The sequence below is a fragment of the Paenibacillus oryzae genome (genome assembly GCF_001675045.1).
Taxonomy (GTDB): Bacteria; Bacillota; Bacilli; order Paenibacillales; family Paenibacillaceae; genus Pristimantibacillus; species Pristimantibacillus oryzae.
On sequence record NZ_LYPA01000078.1, the window covers coordinates 70,770 to 90,590 of the forward strand.

At 50.9% G+C, this 19,821-nt stretch carries 21 protein-coding genes; 20 read left to right on the forward strand and 1 reads right to left on the reverse strand.

Annotated elements, in window-relative coordinates:
* Positions 1-15: 15 nt before the first annotated feature.
* From fabD to rnc, 5 genes are all read left to right on the forward strand, one after another.
* The gene (fabD, locus tag A7K91_RS23610) at positions 16-945 is read left to right on the forward strand and encodes an ACP S-malonyltransferase (protein ID WP_068686946.1); all 930 of its coding nucleotides are present in this window, start codon (positions 16-18) and stop codon (positions 943-945) included.
* A 29-nt stretch (positions 946-974) separates the two neighbouring features.
* Positions 975-1,724 carry a 3-oxoacyl-[acyl-carrier-protein] reductase gene (gene fabG / locus A7K91_RS23615; protein WP_068686947.1) on the forward strand — a complete coding sequence of 250 codons (750 nt, stop codon included), beginning with the start codon at positions 975-977 and terminating at the stop codon, positions 1,722-1,724.
* 68 nt (positions 1,725-1,792) lie between these two features.
* On the forward strand, positions 1,793-2,026 hold the full coding sequence (gene acpP, locus A7K91_RS23620; RefSeq protein WP_068686948.1) for an acyl carrier protein: 234 nt from the start codon (positions 1,793-1,795) through the stop codon (positions 2,024-2,026).
* Positions 2,027-2,250: 224 nt separating this feature from the next.
* A complete protein-coding gene (gene fabF, locus A7K91_RS23625) occupies positions 2,251-3,492 on the forward strand; it encodes a beta-ketoacyl-ACP synthase II (RefSeq protein ID WP_068686949.1) in 1,242 nt (413 codons plus the stop codon).
* Positions 3,482-4,180, forward strand: a complete 699-nt coding sequence (rnc, locus tag A7K91_RS23630; protein WP_068686950.1) for a ribonuclease III — start codon at positions 3,482-3,484, stop codon at positions 4,178-4,180. The genes fabF and rnc overlap by 11 nt, the downstream gene beginning before the upstream one ends.
* Positions 4,181-4,273: 93 nt before the next feature.
* Here rnc and A7K91_RS23635 read toward each other — a convergent pair whose 3' ends face one another.
* Positions 4,274-4,831 carry a DUF1697 domain-containing protein gene (locus A7K91_RS23635; protein WP_068686951.1) on the reverse strand — a complete coding sequence of 186 codons (558 nt, stop codon included), beginning with the start codon at positions 4,829-4,831 and terminating at the stop codon, positions 4,274-4,276.
* A 189-nt stretch (positions 4,832-5,020) separates the two neighbouring features.
* Between A7K91_RS23635 and A7K91_RS23640 the strand changes: the two genes are divergently transcribed.
* The 15 genes from A7K91_RS23640 to trmD all read left to right on the forward strand — a co-directional run bounded on the left by A7K91_RS23640 (position 5,021) and on the right by trmD (position 19,680).
* Positions 5,021-5,896, forward strand: a complete 876-nt coding sequence (locus tag A7K91_RS23640) for an AraC family transcriptional regulator (protein ID WP_068686952.1) — start codon at positions 5,021-5,023, stop codon at positions 5,894-5,896.
* A gap of 117 nt (positions 5,897-6,013) precedes the next feature.
* Positions 6,014-6,391 carry a VOC family protein gene (locus A7K91_RS23645; RefSeq protein ID WP_068686953.1) on the forward strand — a complete coding sequence of 126 codons (378 nt, stop codon included), beginning with the start codon at positions 6,014-6,016 and terminating at the stop codon, positions 6,389-6,391.
* A gap of 219 nt (positions 6,392-6,610) precedes the next feature.
* The gene (locus tag A7K91_RS23650; RefSeq protein ID WP_068686954.1) at positions 6,611-7,186 is read left to right on the forward strand and encodes a sigma-70 family RNA polymerase sigma factor; all 576 of its coding nucleotides are present in this window, start codon (positions 6,611-6,613) and stop codon (positions 7,184-7,186) included.
* Entirely contained in the window at positions 7,183-8,232 is a 1,050-nt protein-coding gene (locus A7K91_RS23655) for a DUF4179 domain-containing protein (RefSeq protein ID WP_068686955.1), read from the forward strand. The genes A7K91_RS23650 and A7K91_RS23655 overlap by 4 nt, the downstream gene beginning before the upstream one ends.
* Before the next feature lie 169 nt (positions 8,233-8,401).
* A complete protein-coding gene (locus A7K91_RS23660) occupies positions 8,402-9,343 on the forward strand; it encodes a hypothetical protein (RefSeq protein WP_068686956.1) in 942 nt (313 codons plus the stop codon).
* The gene (locus tag A7K91_RS23665) at positions 9,343-9,756 is read left to right on the forward strand and encodes a hypothetical protein (protein WP_068686957.1); all 414 of its coding nucleotides are present in this window, start codon (positions 9,343-9,345) and stop codon (positions 9,754-9,756) included. The genes A7K91_RS23660 and A7K91_RS23665 overlap by 1 nt, the downstream gene beginning before the upstream one ends.
* A gap of 77 nt (positions 9,757-9,833) precedes the next feature.
* Positions 9,834-13,409: a chromosome segregation protein SMC gene (smc, locus tag A7K91_RS23670; RefSeq protein ID WP_068686958.1), complete on the forward strand. Its 3,576-nt coding sequence runs from the start codon at positions 9,834-9,836 to the stop codon at positions 13,407-13,409.
* A 29-nt stretch (positions 13,410-13,438) separates the two neighbouring features.
* Positions 13,439-14,446: a signal recognition particle-docking protein FtsY gene (gene ftsY / locus A7K91_RS23675; RefSeq protein WP_068686959.1), complete on the forward strand. Its 1,008-nt coding sequence runs from the start codon at positions 13,439-13,441 to the stop codon at positions 14,444-14,446.
* Between the two features lie 180 nt (positions 14,447-14,626).
* Complete coding sequence (locus A7K91_RS23680) at positions 14,627-15,595, forward strand: stalk domain-containing protein (RefSeq protein ID WP_068686960.1); 969 nt, start codon at positions 14,627-14,629, stop codon at positions 15,593-15,595.
* Between the two features lie 149 nt (positions 15,596-15,744).
* Positions 15,745-16,119, forward strand: a complete 375-nt coding sequence (gene ylxM / locus A7K91_RS23685) for a YlxM family DNA-binding protein (RefSeq protein WP_068686973.1) — start codon at positions 15,745-15,747, stop codon at positions 16,117-16,119.
* A 27-nt stretch (positions 16,120-16,146) separates the two neighbouring features.
* Positions 16,147-17,535, forward strand: a complete 1,389-nt coding sequence (ffh, locus tag A7K91_RS23690) for a signal recognition particle protein (protein WP_068686961.1) — start codon at positions 16,147-16,149, stop codon at positions 17,533-17,535.
* A gap of 228 nt (positions 17,536-17,763) precedes the next feature.
* Entirely contained in the window at positions 17,764-18,036 is a 273-nt protein-coding gene (rpsP, locus tag A7K91_RS23695) for a 30S ribosomal protein S16 (protein ID WP_068686962.1), read from the forward strand.
* A 25-nt stretch (positions 18,037-18,061) separates the two neighbouring features.
* On the forward strand, positions 18,062-18,292 hold the full coding sequence (locus tag A7K91_RS23700; RefSeq protein ID WP_068686963.1) for a KH domain-containing protein: 231 nt from the start codon (positions 18,062-18,064) through the stop codon (positions 18,290-18,292).
* 95 nt (positions 18,293-18,387) lie between these two features.
* Positions 18,388-18,921: a ribosome maturation factor RimM gene (gene rimM, locus A7K91_RS23705; protein ID WP_068686974.1), complete on the forward strand. Its 534-nt coding sequence runs from the start codon at positions 18,388-18,390 to the stop codon at positions 18,919-18,921.
* 3 nt (positions 18,922-18,924) lie between these two features.
* A complete protein-coding gene (gene trmD, locus A7K91_RS23710; RefSeq protein WP_068686964.1) occupies positions 18,925-19,680 on the forward strand; it encodes a tRNA (guanosine(37)-N1)-methyltransferase TrmD in 756 nt (251 codons plus the stop codon).
* The last annotated feature ends 141 nt before the right edge of the window (positions 19,681-19,821 follow it).

Consider the following 19,821-nt stretch of genomic DNA (forward strand, 5'->3'; position numbering starts at 1 on the left):
GGGGAGAAAGCGTAGATGAGCAAAACGGCATTTGTGTTTCCTGGGCAAGGCGCTCAGGCGGTTGGCATGGGCAGAGACGCATACGAGTCCAACCCAAAGGCTAAAGCCATATTTGAGGAAGCGGACGCCGTATTGGGGTTTCAGCTGAGCGATATCATTTTTAACGGGCCGGAAGAAGCGTTGAAGCAAACGGCCAACACCCAGCCTGCCTTGCTGACCGTTAGCGCGGCATTGCTGGAGCTGCTGGCGGACAGCGGGCTCAAGCCGGATTATGTCGCGGGCCACAGCCTTGGCGAATATAGCGCGCTTGTTGCCGCAGGCGTTATAAGCTTCCGCGATGCGGTGGCAACGGTACGCGCGCGCGGCGAATATATGGAGCAGGCCGTTCCGGGCGGACAAGGCGCAATGGCGGCCGTGCTTGGAGCCGAGCGCGAAGCTCTTGGCGAGCTGTGCCAGGCGGTTTCCGCAGAAGGCAGCGTTGTGGAGCTTGCCAACGTAAATTCGCCGGGTCAAATTGTCGTTTCCGGAAGCACGGCCGGTGTGCAAAGCATCGTTGCCCGCGGCAAGGAAATTGGCGCCAAACGCGTCATTCCGCTGGAGGTTAGCGGCCCGTTCCATTCATCGCTGATGAAGCCTGCCGCAGAGCGGCTTGGGGAAACACTGGCGAAGGTCGAGCTAAACGATGCAAAGGTGCCGCTTATTGCTAACGTGACGGCGCGCGAGGCTGTTCAAGGGGAGGAAATTCGGCGCTTGCTGGTGGAGCAGGTGTATTCCCCGGTGTTATGGGAAGACAGCATCCGCTATTTGATTGAACAAGGCGTGGATACTTTTGTAGAAATTGGCTCAGGGTCCGTGCTTGCAGGCCTCATTAAAAAAATAGATAAAAATGTCCGTATCATTTCGGTTAATTCGGTGACGGCGCTGGAAGCGCTGCAAGTAAACTAGCAGCAAAGCAATCAAGGAGGCTGATCTTTATGTTTGCAGGTCTTGAAGGCAAAACGGCGCTTGTAACCGGCGCTTCGCGGGGCATCGGCCGCGCCATCGCTATCGCGCTGGCGGAAGCCGGGGCGGATGTTGCCGTCAATTATGCCGGCAGCGAAGCCGCTGCTGCGGAAACAGCCCAAGCGATTGAGGCGCTGGGCCGCCGCGCCATAGTGCTTAAAGGCAATGTCGGCAAAAGCGAAGAGTTTGAAGCCATGGTTAAAGAAACGATTGGCCAGCTTGGCGGTCTGGACATCCTGGTGAATAACGCGGGCATTACAAGAGATAATTTAATTATGCGCATGAAGGAAGAAGAGTTCGACGAAGTAATCGAGACTAATCTGAAGGGCGTATTCAACGGCATCAAGGCCGTAACCCGCCATATGATGAAGCAGCGCTCCGGCCGAATTATTAATATTTCTTCCGTTGTTGGCGTGCTGGGCAATCCGGGTCAGACCAACTACGTCGCAGCCAAAGCCGGCGTCATCGGTCTGACCAAGGCCAGCGCGCGGGAATTGGCATCGCGCGGCATTACCGTCAATTGCGTCGCTCCCGGCTTTATTGCGACGGATATGACGGATAAGCTGCCGCAGGATATGAAGGAAGCGCTGATGACTCAAATTCCGCTGGCGAAGCTTGGCTCAGCCGGGGATATCGCGTCCGCTGTACGTTTTTTAGCCTCCGAAGCCGCGTCGTATATGACAGGTCAAACGATCCATGTAGACGGCGGTATGTACATGTAGGTTTTGAAAAGGTAAAGATGGCATTTTGACGTCAATTCTCGTATAATACGGTGGAGGAGGTGAACCGGATGTCCGAAGTAGTGGATCGCGTAAAACGTATTGTCATCGACCGCCTTGGCGTAGACGAAGCAGAGGTAACGCTCGAAGCTTCCTTCAAAGATGACCTCGGCGCTGACTCTCTTGACGTAGTAGAATTGGTCATGGAGCTGGAAGACGAGTTTGATATGGAAATCTCTGATGAAGATGCAGAGAAAATCACGACGGTGGGAGAAGTTGTGTCTTACATACAATCTCATACCTAAGGATTGGACAAGTCCCGTTAACCATTACGGGACTTCTCTCCATACAGGCCATGTTTGCCGATGAATGGATTTATGAATAAACGAATTTATAGCAGTTTGCTATTTATATAGTGCGTGTTCAAAAAGTCTGGTTATTAGTGTCGATGGGAAGCGGACTTTTTGAACATCCTCATATAGAAGGATAACGGTTTCGTTATCTATAATGCGGGTCAGAGGTGAATGCAATGAAACAAAGAGTTGTCGTAACGGGCATGGGGGTCATGACCTCGCTTGGTTCCGATTTGGAGCAGTTCTGGAACAACCTGCTTGAAGGAAAGTCAGGCGTTTCCGTCGTGGAGGCATTTGATTTTTCAACATACACTACGCGCATCGCTGCCGAAATCAAAAACTTTAATCCCGAGGATTATGGTTTAGATAAAAAGGAAGCGCGCCGGATGGACCGGTTTGTGCAGTTTGCGGCCGTGGCAAGCAAGCTTGCCATTGAAGACGCGGAGCTGAATATTGGCGAAAATGCGGACCCTGAACGGGTTGGCGTCATGATCGGTTCGGGAATCGGCGGACTTGGCACTTGGGAGGATCAGCATAATATCCTTCTGGAGAAGGGGCCAAAACGCGTCAGCCCGTTTTTTATCCCGATGATGATTGCCAATATGGCTTCGGGCCAAGTGTCCATGCTGACTGGCGCCAAGGGACCTAACAGCACAGCGGTAACCGCTTGCGCTACAGGCACGCATTCCATTGGCGATTCCTTCAAAATGATTCAGCGCGGCGATGCCGACGTCATGATCGCAGGCGGAGCGGAAGCAACGATTCGCCCGACGGGCATGGCAGGCTTCTGTTCCATGCGCGCCATGTCGGTGCGCAACGACGAGCCTGAAAAAGCAAGCCGGCCGTTCGATATCGACCGCGACGGCTTCGTCATGGGCGAAGGTTCGGGCGTGCTGGTACTGGAATCGCTGGAGCATGCCAAGGCGCGCGGCGCAAAAATTTATGCCGAGGTAATTGGTTACGGCATGAGCGGCGATGCTTATCATATGACGGAGCCCGATCCTGACGGAGCGGCGCGCTGCATGAGCAAAGCGATCAAGGATGCCGGCATCGATCCTTCCGAAATTCAATATATTAACGCGCATGGCACTTCGACGCCAGTTGGCGATCGTTCCGAAACGCTGGCTATCAAAAAAGCATTTGGCGACCATGCCTACAAGCTGGCCGTCAGCTCCACTAAATCCATGACGGGCCATTTGCTTGGCGCCGCAGGCGGCGTGGAGGCCGTTATTCTGGGGCTTACCCTGAAAAACGGCATGATTGCGCCAACGATCAACCTGGACAATCAGGACCCCGAGCTGGATCTGGACTATGTTCCTAATGTGCCGCGTGAAGCCAAGGTGACGACGGCGCTGTCCAATTCGTTTGGTTTTGGCGGTCATAACGCCACGATCGTGATGAAGGCGTATGAGTCATGAAACCTTTGACGAGCTGCAGCAGAAGCTGCAGCTCGATTTTAAACGAACCAAGCTGCTGAAGCAGGCTTTTACGCATACCTCATATGTAAATGAGCATAAGCGGGGTTCAGTTCAAGATAATGAGCGGCTGGAATTTCTTGGCGATGCGGTGCTTCAGCTGCTGGTATCAGAATATTTGTTTGCTACATATCCAAAAAGGCCGGAAGGCGAATTGACCCGGATGCGCGCATCCGTCGTATGCGAACCTTCGCTGGCCTATTTTGCGGAACGGCTGGAGCTTGGAAAACACGTTTTACTTGGTCGGGGCGAGGAGCAGCTTGGCGGTCGTAATCGTCAGGCGCTGCTGGCCGATTTGTTTGAATCCTTGGTCGGCGCCATCTATCTGGATGCCGGAATCGAGCGGACGCGCAGGTTTCTTCAGGAGCATATGTTTCCGTTTATCGAATCCAACGATTTTGGCCTGCTGATGAAGGATGCCAAGTCAAAGCTTCAGGAGCGGGTTCAGCATCTTGGACTAGGTCCGGTGGAATACCGCATCATGGAAGAGCGTGGTCCCGCGCATGACCGGGAGTTTGTTGTTGAGGTTTTGCTGGGCGAAAATCATTCCGGTTTAGGCGCAGGCCGAACAAAAAAAGAAGCCGAGCAACGCGCGGCAGCGGAAGCATGGAGCAAGCTGGCGCAGGAATAACGATTGACAACAGATAAGTGAAAGCAACTGTTTAAGGAAGCCTTTTAAGCCTACTGCAGGCCGGAGAGGCTTTTTTGTTGCTTGCCGCAGGCTTTAAAGCCCCTCCTTGGCCGAAGCCTCCTTCATCAGCTCATAAATTTTGCGCGTTGTATTGACGTTGCGAATCGTGACGTTGCTATAAAGCTTGGTTCCGATAATTTTGGACAAGCCGCTTTTGGCAGCTGACGCCCGGCTGACCGACCATAAGACGGCTCCCGGCGTATAAAGGACGGTTTCGATTTCCGGCTTGAAAATCAGCCCGTCCAGCACGCTTTCCTGATCAAACGCCTCCCATAAAAACAGAACATCGCTTCTCATTTCATCGTTATTTAGCCAACTGTCCGGCAGAGCCTTCATCATGGAATGATAATCCGGCAAGCTGCGAATCAGCACCTTGATATCCAGTCCAAACGTTTCGCTTATAATCGCTTCTACCCTTTTTGCCAAGTCATGTTTGTCGCCTTGAGAGCTTGTAAAAACAATATTGCCGGAGTTAATGTAAGTGACAACATGATTTAACCCGGCTGCCTCCATGGACACTTTCAGCGTTTTCATATCCACCTTATTGTTTCCTCCAACATTAATGCCTCTGAGCAATGCAACGTAAACCATGTCATTTCTCCTTTTTTGAAGTCGTTTTAGCGTTTTTTTACGGCAAGGCAGAATCTATTATTTCTTGTCGCTATTTTTACATCGGGTTTGTTTCTCTCATTGTAGCATTTCTTACCTGCATTTGACGGAAGGTTTTATCGTATGTGGTAATATAAGAAGAGGCAGAAGATGAGGAGGAGATGCAAGGCCATGAACAATAACGTGCTGCAAGGCTTTGCGTCCCACCGTCCCTTGCAGGCTCCTTTGCTTGAGAAGCAAAGAAGCGGTTACCGCTATAGGGAATATATGCCCGATCCCAAGCTGGCCTCCCATGTGGCTTGCTTTTGGACGCTGGAGGTGGATGGCGGGGGAGAGGGGCAGCTTCATCGAATATTGCCGGACGGCTGTGTTGATCTTATTATCAATGGCAAGGCGTCGAACTTCCGCTCAGCGGCATTTTTTTCAGGTCTGATGACCCATTATGCTGTGATGGCTATTGAAGAACCCGAATTTTCATTCGGAATACGTATGTTTGCGGGGAATGCACAGCCTTTTTTAAAGCAGCCCCCTGGACAGCTGAAGGACACACATCTTTTTATAGAGGACATTTGGGGCGCGGATGGGCTGCTTGTAGCTGAAAAGCTGTTAACCTCCGGCGCCGCCGCCGTTAACGCCATGATTGCCGTTGCGGAGGAATGGATGCTTGGCATTTTGGCCAGGGAGGAGCTTTCTGCTGGCGGCCCCGGCTCTGCGTCCCTTTTGGTGCAAAAGGCTTTAATGGCCATTTATGATCGCAACGGTGTTTTTTCGGTAGAGGAGATGGCGGCCGAGCTTGCCTTTAGTCAGCGTCATGTGCGGCGAGCGTTTCGCGATATATTAGGAGCAAGCCCTAAATCCATTACGGAAATTATCCGTTTTCAAAGCATTCTTCGGTTATTGGAACGCTCTCCATCCATGCCCCTTGCGGAGCTGGCCCAAACGTTCGGGTATTATGATCAGTCGCATTTTGTTAAAAGCTTCAAAGGGCTTTACGGCTTGCCGCCAGGACAGATGGGCATGATTATAAAAAAAGCCGGTGTCCATTAAAATAAACGCTGCCATGCAACAACATGTCCGTTTTTTCCTATAACAGCAGGTTGCGGGACGATAAACTAATAACAGAACGATTGATGAACTGCTAACAACGCAAAGGGGCTGAATATAATGGGAATCAAGCTGGATATGATTGGTATTGTGGTTAAGGATATGAAAAAGGCGCTGGATTTTTATCGTCTGCTTGGTTTGGACATTCCTGCGGAGGCGGATGGGGAAAAGCATGTTGAGGTTGAGCAAGGCAGCCTCCGCCTGGCCTTTGACCAGCAGGAGGTTATCAAGGACGTCTACGGAGCCTGGGAGGAGCCGGCGGGACACCGGATCGAGCTGGCTTTTCTATGCGACAGCGGGGCGGCGGTGGACGAGCTGTATCGTAAAATAACGGAAACAGGCGAAGGCGGGTTTCGCGAGCCATGGGATGCCTTTTGGGGACAACGATATGCGATTGTGCGGGACCCCGACGGAAACCGGATCAGCTTGTTTGCTTGATTGATGTGCCTGAAATGAATAAACTTTATATCCGAAAAGGGATAGACGCAGCTTAATCCATCTCGTAATTTTCTTCGGCAACACCGCATACAAGCGGTGTTTTTGCCTTTTTCGGCGTTTTTGTGATGCAATAGAAAATCGTAATGAGAGATAATCGGGAATCACTTCGTTGTTTATAGTGTAAGAGCTCTTACCACTACAAGAAGGGAATACGGAGCAATGAAAGCAAACGAAACCAATTTTGTCAGACGTCTGCAAAAGCATAAGGAAGATGCTCTGGATTATGTCGTGGATACGTATTTGCCTCTGGTCAAAGGCACAATTGCAAAGGTGCTGATCCCGCTGCAAAACAATGGACTAATCGAGGAATGCATAAACGACACGTTTCTGGCGGTTTGGCATCATGGGGACCAATTCAGCGGCGCGCCTGAAGACTTTCGCAAATGGATTTATGCTATAGCCAGATCCAAAGCGATCGACAGCTATCGCAAGGAGATGCGCCAGCGTGAACGGATTACGGCGGAGGAGCCGGACTTCAATGCCCAATTGACGCAATCGGCGGAGGATGAGCTGTTTCTGGCTGAGGAGCAGGCTGAAATCAAGGGATTGCTGAATCAGCTTGAGGCGACGGATCGGGAAATTTTTATAATGAAGTATATGCTGGGTATGCGGAGCGATGAAATTGCAGACCGATTAGGGTTGACGCGAACGGCTGTAGACAACCGGATTTTTCGCGGGAAAAAAAAGCTGAAGGAAAAAGCAGCACATATAAAGCTGGGAGGAAATTTGGCATGAATAATGATTATCGGATGTTAAACGGAATTAAAATAGCTGAAAACGAAATGGTGGAAGCCGAGGTAACGGATATCGAGCGCGCTGCTTTAAAGCGGACCTTGCGCTCAAAGCTGAACCGCCGGGGCAAGAAGGGAGGACACTGGCAGCGCAATGCGGCAGCAGCGGCTGTGCTGCTTGGCGTTGGCGCGGTGGCGTTAGGGCTGACATTCCCTGCATACGCAACAAGCGTCCCTTTTGTGGGCGATATCTTCAAGCTTATTGACAAAGGGAGCTCGGGTAGCGGGCTTTATGACAGCTATAAAGAAAATTCTACTGAAATCAACATAAGCAAAACGAGTCAGGATGTCACGATTACGCTGAACGATGCCATTTTTGACGGCAAAACAACAACGATCACGTTTTCAATCAAAAGCGAAACAGATTTAGGAGAAAATCTCACGCTTAAAGGATACCCAACGGCCCAAAAAACGTCTGGCGCTAGCGGCTCGCAGAAGATTATCAAAGTGGATGAAGGGCGCTACGTCGGCATTATAACGGCAACTAGCTTTGACCACAACGGCGCAGACTCCATCAAAATGAACTGGGATATTGACAGCATCGTTCAAATGGACGGCGACTCTATGCGAGAGATGAAAGGAACATGGAATTTTGCTCTGGAGCTTGCATCAACGGAACAAACGGTCCAACTGGTCGGGGAATCCACGGAGCACGGGGAGGCAACTTTGGCTATAGAAAAAATCATCTATTCTCCAATGTCCTTTACTGTTTATTACGGGTATGATATTTCGAAAGAAGTTGCGCAGGAATGGAATGACCCTGATATTGAGCTGAGTATCGTTGACAATTTGGGTAATGTATATAACGGGCAAGGCAATGGCGGTCGTGGAATAAAGGAGAATTCCGGGATGAAATGGAGCATGACCAAAACGTTCCAGCAGCTCCAACCGGATGCATCGGAATTAATCATAACGCCAACCATTGTGAAGCCGGGTGAAGATGGCCAAACGGTTGTGCTGGATGAGATAGTAATTCCGATAAAGAAATAAACAAAGTTGATTGAAACGCAGAGTAGGGAGCAGTCCGCAGGAGTGGGGCTGCTCTTTTTTTATTGTTTTTTTTAATGCGATACTTATTGATATTATTGGAAAATAGATGTATTGTATAGGCCTAGGTAACTACATATGCGTCTATAGAACTGCTTTGGGGGCACAAAAAATGAGCTTTCTTAAAAACTTAATTTCTTTTGGGGCACATGGGCGAATTGAGCGCAAAGTGGAGGAATTCGAAGATTTAAAAGAGCAATACAATGCTTTGTATTTACAAATGGAAACTAGGCGCGAACAAGTGAATCACGTTTTGGAGAATGTTATTCAAGTCAAGCTTAGTGCCGTAAAGAGTCTTGAGAAAATTAATAGCATAGCCAAAAATATTAAGAGCAAAGATCGGGAGTTTATTTATCGACAACTTGGAAATCAGTACGAGTCTGTAGATTTTAAGCATATTGACGCAACTATTACAGCCGGACAGACGGCTGCATCGGCAACAAAAGGGCTTTCTGCGGGAGTCAGTACTGCATTAGGAGCATGGGCGCTTGCCAGCACGTTAGGCTCAGCTTCTACTGGCGCAGCTATTGCTTCATTGTCTGGGGCAGCTGCCACCAATGCAACGCTTGCCTGGTTTGGGGGAGGCGCACTAGCAGCCGGGGGCGGTGGAATTGCTGCTGGGACGGCTGTCCTTGGCGGACTTGTTGCCATCCCCGCTTTAGCAGTTATGGGAGTGTTCAGCCATTTAAGCGCTAACAAGAAAATCAACCAAATTGAAAGAGAAATGAACAAGGCACTTGAACATATTGACCTGATTGAAGCGAATTTGCTTCAACTTCAGCTTATTGAGAAACGCTCTGATGAATTGACTAATGCAATTAGGAAAGCACAGCAAGTATTTGAGCATGAATTAAAGCAGACGTTACTTTCTTTGAATAAATGGAAGATTTTTTCCACGATGATACGATGGGTAAGGAAAACGATACTAAGACGTGATTTTTACTCTGAGAAGGATTTGCAACATATTGCTTACATTGGCGGTATTGCATCCGATTTTGCTGTGTTAATCGATACGCCGGTTTTTGATGAATCGTCAGAGAGGGGATTTATGTAATGTTTAGAAAAGAAAATCAACTGCAAAAATCAGCTCAAAAGCTTGGGGAAGCCGCAAAAATAATTCCTGCTCCCAATGTTCTTGAATTTTTCAAGGTGCTGGCGGATGCCTATAAGGAAAATCAGCATGCTCAATTAGAGCTGGCTAAGCTAGAAGCCCAGAAGGAGATTGTTCTTTCGGAAATAAAAAACAAATATGAGTTGTATTACAAAGTATTCGATGCCATTTTTGACGAGCGCAAAACAGCAATTCATAAGTCATTTGAAATTATTGACCGTGGCTTGGCGTCAAATAATAAGGAAATGATTGGAATGGGACTCCAAGGTCTCAGCAAAATAGTTTCAAGCAGCCCGTTTTCTAATATTCATGAACTGACTGGCCTTATGGAAGGTAGAAAAATTATTGAAATATAGTGTTGCGCCGAATTACTTGCACCTTATATCCGCCCTCAAATCTATGCTACAATGGAGGGTGAGGTGAAACCCAGACCATGTTTCTGAAACGGATCGAATTATCAGGTTTCAAATCGTTCGCCGACAGGACCGAACTTGAATTTGTAACCGGCATTACCGCAGTGGTCGGACCCAACGGCTCCGGCAAAAGCAATATCTCCGACGGCATTCGCTGGGTGCTTGGCGAGCAAAGCGCCAAAAGTCTGCGCGGCGGCAAAATGGAGGATATTATCTTTGCTGGCAGCGATGCCCGCAAAGCGGTCAACTACGGCGAGGTTTCGCTGACGCTCGACAATTCCGACAATGCGCTGCCGCTGGAATACAACGAGGTGACGGTGACAAGACGTGTTCATCGCAGCGGCGACAGCGAATATATGATCAACAAACAGCCATGCCGGCTCAAGGACATTACGGAGCTGTTTATGGATACCGGCATCGGCAAAGAGGCTTATTCCATCATAGGACAAGGCCGAATCGAGGAAATATTGAGCACCCGCTCGGAGGACCGGCGGGGTATTTTTGAGGAAGCCTCCGGCATTGTTAAATATAAATCCCGCAAGCGCGAGGCTCAGAAAAAGCTGGATGAAACAGAAGGCAACCTGCTGCGCATCCACGATCTGGTGACGGAGCTTGAGGATCAGGTGGAGCCGCTGCGGAAGCAGTCGGAAAAAGCCATTTATTTTAAAGAGCTGCGTGAAGAGCTGAAAAGCAAGGAAATATCGCTCTACGTACATAATATCGAAAACGTCCACGCCTCCTGGTCGGAAGCGACCGGCAAGCTGGAGAAGCTTCAGGAGGAGCAGCTGCAGCTTTCGACCGTCGTCAGCAAGCACGATGCGCTGCTGGAGCATGAGCGTCAGCAGCTTCGCGAGCTGGAGCAGCGTCTGGACGAGCTTCACGCTGCCATGCTGGGCATCAGCGAGGAGGCCGAAAAATGCGAGGGCTATGGCGAGGTGCTCAAGGAACGCAAGCGCAACCTTGAAGCCAACAAGGCCCAGCTGGAGGAATCCATTGCTGCGCAGGACGAGCGTATTGCGGCGCTTACGGCAGAGGAAGCGGAGTTTCGCAGCAAAGCAGCCGCCATCGAGCTGGAGCTGGCGGAGCTTAAGAGCAAGCTCGCCGCAGAGGAAGCCGAGCTGCAGGGCATTGCGGGCGGCACGGTGGCCGATGCGGAAGAACGGTTGAAGGGCGAGCTGCTTGACGTTTTAAACGGCATGGCTCAGCTTCGCAATGAAATCCGCTACAGCATTCAGCAGCAGGAAGCGCTGCAGCGGCGAATGGAACGAATCAATGACGATGAATCCAAACGCGCGGAGCAGCAAAATACGCTTACGATGAAAAAAAACGAGCTGGATGAACAGCTGGCGATTTGCTTGAAAGCATTGGAAAACGCAAGAAACCGGATGCTGGAGGAAGGCGAAAGAAGCAAAAAGACAGTTTCTTCATTAGAAGAAGCGACTTCGGCGATCCGCAAATGGGAGCAGCGGCTGGACAGCCATATTTCCAGACGGGATACGATGAAAGAAATGCAGGATGCGCTTGACGGCTTTATGCAAGGCGTCAAGGAAGTGCTCAAAGCCTCGCGCAGAAGCAGCGGCGGCATTTCTGGCGTACACGGCGCTGTGGCGGAGCTGCTTCGCGTGCCGCAACGAATCGAGGTAGCTGTAGAGACGGCTCTTGGCGGAGCGCTGCAGCATATCGTTATGGAAAATGAAGCAACGGCTCGCGCCGCGATAAGCTTTTTGAAATCGCGCCAGTTGGGACGAGCCACCTTTCTGCCGCTGGATGTTATTCGCGGCCGGATGGTGCCGGAAAACGATAAAAAAGTTGCGGCGGGCATCGAAGGGTTTGTTGGCGTCGCCGCAGAGCTTGTGGATTGCGACGAGCGCTACAGCGCTATCGCTCATAATTTGCTTGGCAACGTACTGCTTGCCGAAACGCTGGAGCAGGCAAACCGGATTGCTTCACGGTGCAACTATCGTTACCGCGTTGTGACGCTGGAGGGAGACGTTGTGAACGCCGGCGGCTCCATGACGGGCGGCAGCTTGCAGAAAAAAGGAGCCAGCTTGCTTGGACGCAGCCGGCAGATCGAAGCGTTGGACGGTGAAATTAAAGAGGTCCAGGCGACGCTGGAGCATTTGCGGTCCAAGCTGAGCGATCTGCGGAAGGAACAATCCATCGCCTCGCAAAATGTGGAGGAGCTTCGCGGCGAAGCCGAACGCTGCCGCATTCAGGAGCAGGGACTCCGTTCAGAGCTGCAAAGTCTCAGGTCAGAAGAAAAGCACCTGACCGACCAGCGCGAGCTGGGCTCCACGGATTTGACGGCGCTTGCGCAAGAGATGGAGAGTTACCAGAAGAGCGCCGCAGCGGCTGAAGTCCGGCTGGAGGAGCTTACGGCAGATGAGGCAAGGCTTCAGGAGGCGATTACGCTTGCGGAGGAACGCCGCAAAGCCAGCGAATCCGCCAAGGAGGAGCTGCAGGGCCAGCTTACGGATTTGAAAATTGCGGTGGCCAAGCGGAGCCAGGAGAAGCAAAGCTTCGAGGACCAGGCCTTCCGGGTACGCAGCGATATCCAGCGCGGCAAAACCGAGCTTACGCATTTGCGAAACCTGCTGACGCAGCAGGAGGAGGAAATGGTTCGCCACGGCGAAGAGAGCGTTAGCCAGATTGAGCAGCTGAATCAGCTGCGCATCAAAAAGAGCCAATGCTCTGAAGAAACGGATATGAAGCGCGCGACAAGAGCCAACTTGATCTCCGAGCTCGACAAGGGCGAAAGCGAAACGAAGGAGCAGCGCTCCGCGCTCCGCCTGGTGGAGGATCAGATGCGCCAGACGGAAATTGCGCTTAACCGTCAGGATGTGGAGCTGGACAACCTGCTGCGCAAGCTTAGCGAGGAATATGGGCTCAGCTATGAGCTTGCTAAAGAGCAATATCCGCTGCCTGAAGACGTAACGGTTGCCGGGAATGAGGTCCGGGAGCTTAAACGCAAAATAACGGCTCTTGGCGAGGTAAATCTTGGCGCAATTGAAGAATATGAGCGGGTCAAGGAACGTTATGAGTTTTTGGCGGAGCAAAAAAATGATCTTATGGAAGCCAAAGCAACCCTCTATCATGTCATAAAAGAAATGGACGACGAGATGTCGAAGCGCTTCCGTTCCACCTTCGAAGCGATCAGAGGCCACTTTGTTGTTGTGTTTGCGAAGCTGTTCGGCGGCGGTCGCGCCGACCTTATTTTGGTGGAGCCGGATCGCGTGCTGGATACTGGCATCGACATCGTAGCGCAGCCGCCCGGTAAAAAGCTGCAAAATCTTCAGCTGCTCTCCGGCGGAGAACGGGCGCTCACCGCGATTGCGCTGCTGTTTGCCATCCTTCAGGTGAAACCTGTGCCGTTTTGCGTGCTGGATGAGGTTGAGGCCGCGCTTGACGAAGCCAACGTATCGCGGTTTGCCCAATATTTACGGGAATTTTCGGAGCTTACTCAATTTATCGTTGTCACGCATCGCAAAGGCACGATGGAAGAGGCCGATGTATTGTATGGCGTAACGATGGAGGAAGGCGGCGTATCCAAGCTGGTATCCGTTCGCCTGGAGGAAGAAGAGCCGGTATCGGCATAAGAGATGAGTCATGATGGAGGAAAGAAAACATGAGTTTTTTCAAAAAGCTGAAGGAAAGCATCGCTTCAAAAGCCGAGGCGGTCACAAACGTATTTAAAGAAGGCTTGACCAAAACACGGACAGCCTTTGTTGAAGCGGTGGAGGAGCTTATTACGCGCCGCAAAAAAATCGATGAGGATTTTTACGAGGAGCTGGAGGAGATTCTGATTGGCGCCGATGTTGGCGTCAATACGGTCATGACGCTGATCGACGATCTGCGCGCAGAAGTGAAAAAACGCAAGATCGAAGACGCGGCGGAGCTTCAGCCGGTGCTCTCGGAGAAGCTTGTGGAGCTCCTGAAGGGAGACGACCATGCGGAGCTGACCATGGCGCCGCCGGGAGAAACAACCGTTATTTTGTTTGTTGGCGTTAACGGCGTTGGCAAAACAACAACGATCGGCAAGCTGGCCCATCGCTTCAAAAGCGAAGGGAAAAGCGTATTGCTCGCTGCGGGCGACACCTTCCGTGCAGGAGCGATCGAGCAATTGGAGGTTTGGGGCCAGCGCGTTGGCGTCGAGGTGATCAGACAAGCCTCCGGCTCCGATCCTGCGGCCGTTATGTTCGACGCCGTTCAGGCGGCGAAGCAGCGTAATGTGGATGTGCTGCTGTGCGATACGGCGGGACGTCTGCAGAACAAAACAAATCTGATGGAAGAGCTGAATAAAATATTCCGCGTAATTAAACGCGAAATGCCGAATGCGCCCCACGAGGTGCTGATGGTGCTGGATGCAACAACCGGACAAAATGCGCTAAGCCAGGCCAGGCTTTTTGGAGAAAAAAGCGGCGTGACGGGCCTTGTTTTGACCAAGCTGGACGGCACGGCCAAAGGCGGCATCGTTGTTGCGATTCGGAACGAGTTGAATTTGCCCGTCAAGCTGGTTGGTCTGGGTGAAGGCATGAACGATTTGCAGACCTTTGATTCGGTTCAATTCGTGCATGCCTTGTTTGCCGGCCTGATCAAGCGCGAGGAAGAGGAGCAGGAATCCGCCCAGGGCTGATCCCCGCGAAACGAAAGAGCTAACCTGCGAAATGAACGAATAACCCGCAAAGACGCTGCCCGCCAGCGAAACTTGCGGGTTTTTTATTGATGTTTGGTTGAAGATTGGGGATATGGGTTAAATCCTGATATAATGGTTAGAGGGCAGCGTGAGCAATTCAAGACAAGTGGAGGAACGCAAATGAGAAAAAGCAAGCTTTTGTTCATTGCAACTGCGGTGTCCATCATGTGGATGGGATTGGCGGCGACCTTATACGGGAGCGGAGCGGGAACTAACAAATCGTTTGAGCTTGGCTCCAGCGCTTCCGGGTACAAGTTGACGGTTTTCGGCTATATCGAGACGACTGTAGTTGAAGGAATTGGCGGGAACGGAAAGCCGTTTCGCACAACAGCGGTCGTGATGGACAAGCCAAAGCGGGAAAGCGATGGGACCTACACCTTGTTTGAAGTTCAGACCTCCGACAAAAACGCCTATACGCTGGACGCTTATCCCGGCTTATTCGGCGAAGGGCAAATTTCATCCTTTACGCGGAGCTTTGAAGACGGCAAGGTGACGTACTCCATTACCGACAAGGTTATGGAGGAGATCCAGGACAACATATTTACATTCCCATTTATGGTGCTGGACAAGCAAGGGGGCTACATCAATGACTTTTCGGATATCCGGGCCGTATTTTCCGGGAGCGAAGCGTTGAAGTACCGTCCGCCTGCGGCCGTTGTTGCAGCCAAGCCGGCAACGGCTGAAATGACAGTCGACGGCAGCAATGTCCAATTTCAAGCCTATTTGATTCAAGGAAGCCATTATTTCAAGCTGCGGGATTTGGCGAAGGCGCTTAACGGCTCCGATAAGCAATTTCAGGTCAAATGGGATGAAGGGCTTGAACGGGTTGATCTGCAGCGGGGCAAAGCGTATACGCCGGTAGGAGGCGAGCTGGCGGTATCCGGGGAAAGCGCGGGGGCCCAAGGCAAACTGGCCCAAACCTCCATTTTTGTGGATGGGGAGAAAGCATCGTTTACTTCCTACAAAATCGGGGGCAGCCACTATATAAAGCTGAGAGATATTGCCGCGGCAGTAGACTTTTCCGTCACTTGGGATTCAAGCTCCAACACAGTTGGAATGGATACCTCTTCCGGCTACACACCGCAATAATACACTATAAAAAGTGACAAGGCCAAAAGCTTGACAGAGTTGCAGCTCATGATGTAAGATAGATTTCGTTGCTTAAGTGTCAAGTGAATGTCCTTGACGGGGCATTTGCGGCAGCAGTAAAGGAGGCGGTAGCGTTGAACAGTCAGGATATGGATGCCTTGACCCGGACAACGAGAATTAACCTGCTGCTGGATTTTTACGAAAGCCTGCTTACCGACAAACAGCGTTCTATGCTGATTTATTATTATCACGATGATTTTTCGCTGGGGGAAATTGCCTCGGAGCTTGGGGTAAGCCGCCAAGCGGTATACGATAACTTGAAACGCGCGGAAAGCGCGCTTGAACATTATGAAAGCAAGCTTCGGCTGCTGGCAAGGCATGAGCGTTTGCAAAGCTTTGCGGAGCGGCTGGAAGCCGGAATCGCCTCCGCCAGTATGGAGAAGAGCGACAGGGAAATGCTATTGGAAACAATCGGAGGTTTTCGCCGCGCGGAAGGCGTTGCCGGACCTAAATCGGTGGAATGAAATTGCGATAGAAGGAGGCGAAGGTTCATGGCAGCATTTGAAAGCTTGAGCAGCAGGCTGCAAAATGTGTTCAGCAAGCTCAAAGGCAAAGGCAAGGTTTCGGAAGCCGATGTCACGGAAGCAATGCGTGAGGTTCGTCTGGCGCTTCTGGAAGCCGATGTTAACTTTAAAGTGGTTAAGGACTTTATTGCTAAAGTCAAGGAGCAGGCGATCGGCCTTGAGGTATCCAAAAGCTTTACGCCCGGCATGGTCATCATTGATATCGTCAATAAGGAATTGACAGAGCTGATGGGCGGAACGCAAGCCAAGCTTGCCAAGGCGAACAAGCCGCCAACCGTTATTATGATGGTTGGTTTGCAGGGGGCCGGTAAAACAACGACTTCCGGCAAGCTGGCGCGGCTGCTTAAAAAAGGCAACCACAAGCCGCTTCTGGTTGCAGGCGATATTTACCGTCCTGCTGCGATCAAGCAGCTGCAGGTGCTTGGAGGCAGCATAGATATTCCGGTATTTTCGATGGGCGATCAGGTATCCCCTGTTGAAATCGCGAAAAACGGCTTACAGCATGCCAAGGACAACGGGCATGACTACGTCATTATCGATACGGCTGGACGTCTGCACATTGACGAAGCGCTGATGGAGGAGCTGAAGCAAATCCATGCAAATGTCAAGCCGGACGAAGTGCTGCTGGTAGTAGACGCCATGACGGGGCAAGACGCCGTTAATGTGGCTCAAAGCTTCCATGAACAGCTGCAGCTGACAGGTGTTGTATTATCCAAGCTGGATGGCGATACCCGTGGCGGTGCGGCGTTGTCCGTCAAGGCTGTAACAGGCCAGCCGATCAAGTTTGCGGCGATGGGTGAAAAAATCGACGCGCTGGAGCCTTTCCATCCTGAGCGCATGGCTTCCCGGATTCTTGGCATGGGCGATATGCTATCGCTGATTGAAAAGGCGCAAGCCGGAATCGATGCGGAAAAAGCTGCGGAGATGGAACGGAAAATGCGTACGGCGGAATTTACGTTCGACGATTTTCTGGAGCAAATGGAGCAGGTGCGGAAGCTTGGTCCGCTGGACCAGCTGATGGACATGCTGCCGGGAATGGGCAAGATGAAGAGCGGCATGAAGGACATGAAGGTTGACGAACGTCAGCTGGGCAGAGTCGAAGCCATTGTCCGCTCCATGACCAAAGCCGAAAAGCAAAATCCCGAGCTGCTTAACCATAGCAGGCGCAAACGGGTTGCTGCGGGCAGCGGAACAACCATTGTTGAAGTAAACCGTCTGATCAAGCAGTTTGACGATATGAAAAAAATGATGAAGCAGTTTTCATCCATGATGGGACCAAAAGGCCCCAAAGGCTTAAAAGGCGGCAAAAAAGGTCTTAAAGGCATGTTGGGTAAAAACATGAAGTTTCCTTTTTAAACAACCATTATAGATGGATGCGAAGGTTGAAAAGTTCGCTTTTCAGTACCAAGAAGATGGGATGAAGCTAGAAACTGAGGACCGGAGCGTAGTGTCAGCTACGTGAGGACCGGAAGTTTCGGCTGAATGCCATATTCGCCGCCAGCCATGACGCTAGTCATGTCCTGTAATGGAAAGCGGACTTTTTGAACAACCTTATTAGTTATTTTTTGAAGGAGGTGAATTTACATGGCAGTACGCATTCGTTTGAAACGTATGGGCGCTCATAAAGCACCGTTCTACCGCGTTGTTGTATCGGATTCCCGTTCCCCGCGCGATGGACGTTTTATTGAAGAAATCGGTACTTACAATCCGGTAGCTGTACCGGCGCAAGTAACGATTGACGAAGAGAAAGCGTTGAAATGGCTGCAAACAGGAGCTCAAGCTTCTGACACCGTTCGCAACTTGCTTTCCAAAGCTGGAGTTCTGAAAAAGTTCCATGAGCTGAAGCAACAGAAATAACTGTTGAATAGCGGAGGGCTTTGTGATGAAAGAATTAATTCTTGTCATAGCGAAGGCTTTGGTGGATCATCCGGATGACGTTCGCATTCAGGTGAAGGACGATGAGCGCAGTACGGTTTACGAGCTTTCCGTGCACCCCGACGATGTCGGTAAAGTAATCGGCAAGCAAGGCCGCATCGCAAAAGCGATGCGTACGGTTGTCACTTCGGCATCCGTCAAATCAAGCAAACGCGTCATTGTAGATATCGTTTCATAGAATGCAAGCGCGGAGGGTTGGGATCATATTCCCGGCCCTTTTCTGCTATTAGCGGCTTAAATTTTGAACTTAATCTCCAAAAAAGGAATGATGGCATGAAAGGCAATTGGTACAGAGTAGGGAAAGTGGTGAATTCACACGGTATTAGAGGCGATATTAAGGTTTTGCCGCAGACGGATTTCCCGGAGGAAAGATTCGCTACCGGCAGCAAGCTGCTGATGGTAAACGAGGAAAGCGGCGAATCCCTTGAGGTAACCGTTGCTTCCGCCCGCCTCCACAAAAATGTTTATGTCATGAAGCTGCAAGGGTACTCCAATATTAACGAAGTGGAGCGTTTTAAAGGCTGGAGCTTGAAAATTTCGGAGGCTGCGCAAGGGGAATTGGAAGAGGGGCAATATTATTACCATCAAATTATCGGTTGCCGGGTTGTAACGGACGAAGGCGCCGAGCTGGGCGAAATTGTGGATATTTTGAGTCCTGGCGCAAACGACGTATGGGTGGTGGAAACGGCAGGGACCGGCAAAGGAAAAGCCAAACAAATTTTGCTTCCGGTCATTGACGAAGTAGTGCTTAAGGTTGAGCCTAAAGAACGCCTGGTTACGGTTGCGCTGATGGAAGGATTGATCTGAACCATGAGGATTGATGTTTTGACGCTGTTTCCGGAAATGCTGGAGGGCGTCTTTGGCGCAAGTATATTGGGTAAAGCGCGTGAAAAAAAGCTGGTGGCTCTGTCGGCGATTAATTTTCGCACCTATGCAACCAACAAACATAACACGGTAGATGATTATCCCTATGGAGGCGGCGGCGGTATGGTGTTGAAGCCGGATCCTGTATTTGCTGCTGTCGAAGATTTGGAGGTTGCCCCGGATACGAAACCAAGGGTCATCCTGATGTGTCCGCAGGGTGAAACGTTTACTCAAGCCAAGGCCGAGGAGCTGTCCCGCGAACGTCACCTTGTTTTTATTTGCGGCCATTACGAGGGGTACGATGAACGGATCAGAGAACATCTGGTTACAGATGAATTGTCGATTGGCGATTATGTATTAACCGGCGGCGAAATACCGGCGATGGCGGTAATTGACAGTGTCGTGCGGCTGCTGCCAGGCGTTTTGGGCAATGAAAGCTCTGCCGTGACGGACTCCTACAGCACAGGACTGCTGGAACATCCCCATTATACGAGGCCTCCGGAATTTAGAGGCTGGAGCGTGCCGGATGTGTTGATCTCCGGGCATCACGGCCGGATCGAAGCTTGGCGGAGAGAACAGTCCTTGCTGCGTACGCTTCAAAGGCGGCCGGAGCTGCTGGATAAGGTGGAGCTGACCTCCAAAGAGCGGATATGGCTGGCCGAGCAAAAAAAGAATTCCGAAGAAGACGGAGTCGACAAATAAAGGAATGAGCCCCTGCTTTGCTGTTGTAGCAAAGGGCCATTCCTTTTTTTGCTGACTTATAATCATGACTTATGCAGTTCGTCCCAATTGATGGAAGTTTCATAGGTGTCATGCAAATGTACTCAAAAATCCTGAAAACCC

Excerpts from the sequence above, each read along its gene's own strand:
- fabD (WP_068686946.1), top strand. The coding sequence starts at position 16 with ATGAGCAAAACGGCATTTGTGTTTCCTGGGCAAGGCGCTCAGGCGGTT.
- fabG (WP_068686947.1), top strand. The coding sequence starts at position 975 with ATGTTTGCAGGTCTTGAAGGCAAAACGGCGCTTGTAACCGGCGCTTCG.
- acpP (WP_068686948.1), top strand. The coding sequence starts at position 1,793 with ATGTCCGAAGTAGTGGATCGCGTAAAACGTATTGTCATCGACCGCCTT.
- fabF (WP_068686949.1), top strand. The coding sequence starts at position 2,251 with ATGAAACAAAGAGTTGTCGTAACGGGCATGGGGGTCATGACCTCGCTT.
- rnc (WP_068686950.1), top strand. The coding sequence starts at position 3,482 with ATGAGTCATGAAACCTTTGACGAGCTGCAGCAGAAGCTGCAGCTCGAT.
- A7K91_RS23635 (WP_068686951.1), bottom strand. The coding sequence starts at position 4,831 with ATGGTTTACGTTGCATTGCTCAGAGGCATTAATGTTGGAGGAAACAAT.
- A7K91_RS23640 (WP_068686952.1), top strand. The coding sequence starts at position 5,021 with ATGAACAATAACGTGCTGCAAGGCTTTGCGTCCCACCGTCCCTTGCAG.
- A7K91_RS23645 (WP_068686953.1), top strand. The coding sequence starts at position 6,014 with ATGGGAATCAAGCTGGATATGATTGGTATTGTGGTTAAGGATATGAAA.
- A7K91_RS23650 (WP_068686954.1), top strand. The coding sequence starts at position 6,611 with ATGAAAGCAAACGAAACCAATTTTGTCAGACGTCTGCAAAAGCATAAG.
- A7K91_RS23655 (WP_068686955.1), top strand. The coding sequence starts at position 7,183 with ATGAATAATGATTATCGGATGTTAAACGGAATTAAAATAGCTGAAAAC.
- A7K91_RS23660 (WP_068686956.1), top strand. The coding sequence starts at position 8,402 with ATGAGCTTTCTTAAAAACTTAATTTCTTTTGGGGCACATGGGCGAATT.
- A7K91_RS23665 (WP_068686957.1), top strand. The coding sequence starts at position 9,343 with ATGTTTAGAAAAGAAAATCAACTGCAAAAATCAGCTCAAAAGCTTGGG.
- smc (WP_068686958.1), top strand. The coding sequence starts at position 9,834 with ATGTTTCTGAAACGGATCGAATTATCAGGTTTCAAATCGTTCGCCGAC.
- ftsY (WP_068686959.1), top strand. The coding sequence starts at position 13,439 with ATGAGTTTTTTCAAAAAGCTGAAGGAAAGCATCGCTTCAAAAGCCGAG.
- A7K91_RS23680 (WP_068686960.1), top strand. The coding sequence starts at position 14,627 with ATGAGAAAAAGCAAGCTTTTGTTCATTGCAACTGCGGTGTCCATCATG.
- ylxM (WP_068686973.1), top strand. The coding sequence starts at position 15,745 with ATGGATGCCTTGACCCGGACAACGAGAATTAACCTGCTGCTGGATTTT.
- ffh (WP_068686961.1), top strand. The coding sequence starts at position 16,147 with ATGGCAGCATTTGAAAGCTTGAGCAGCAGGCTGCAAAATGTGTTCAGC.
- rpsP (WP_068686962.1), top strand. The coding sequence starts at position 17,764 with ATGGCAGTACGCATTCGTTTGAAACGTATGGGCGCTCATAAAGCACCG.
- A7K91_RS23700 (WP_068686963.1), top strand. The coding sequence starts at position 18,062 with ATGAAAGAATTAATTCTTGTCATAGCGAAGGCTTTGGTGGATCATCCG.
- rimM (WP_068686974.1), top strand. The coding sequence starts at position 18,388 with ATGAAAGGCAATTGGTACAGAGTAGGGAAAGTGGTGAATTCACACGGT.
- trmD (WP_068686964.1), top strand. The coding sequence starts at position 18,925 with ATGAGGATTGATGTTTTGACGCTGTTTCCGGAAATGCTGGAGGGCGTC.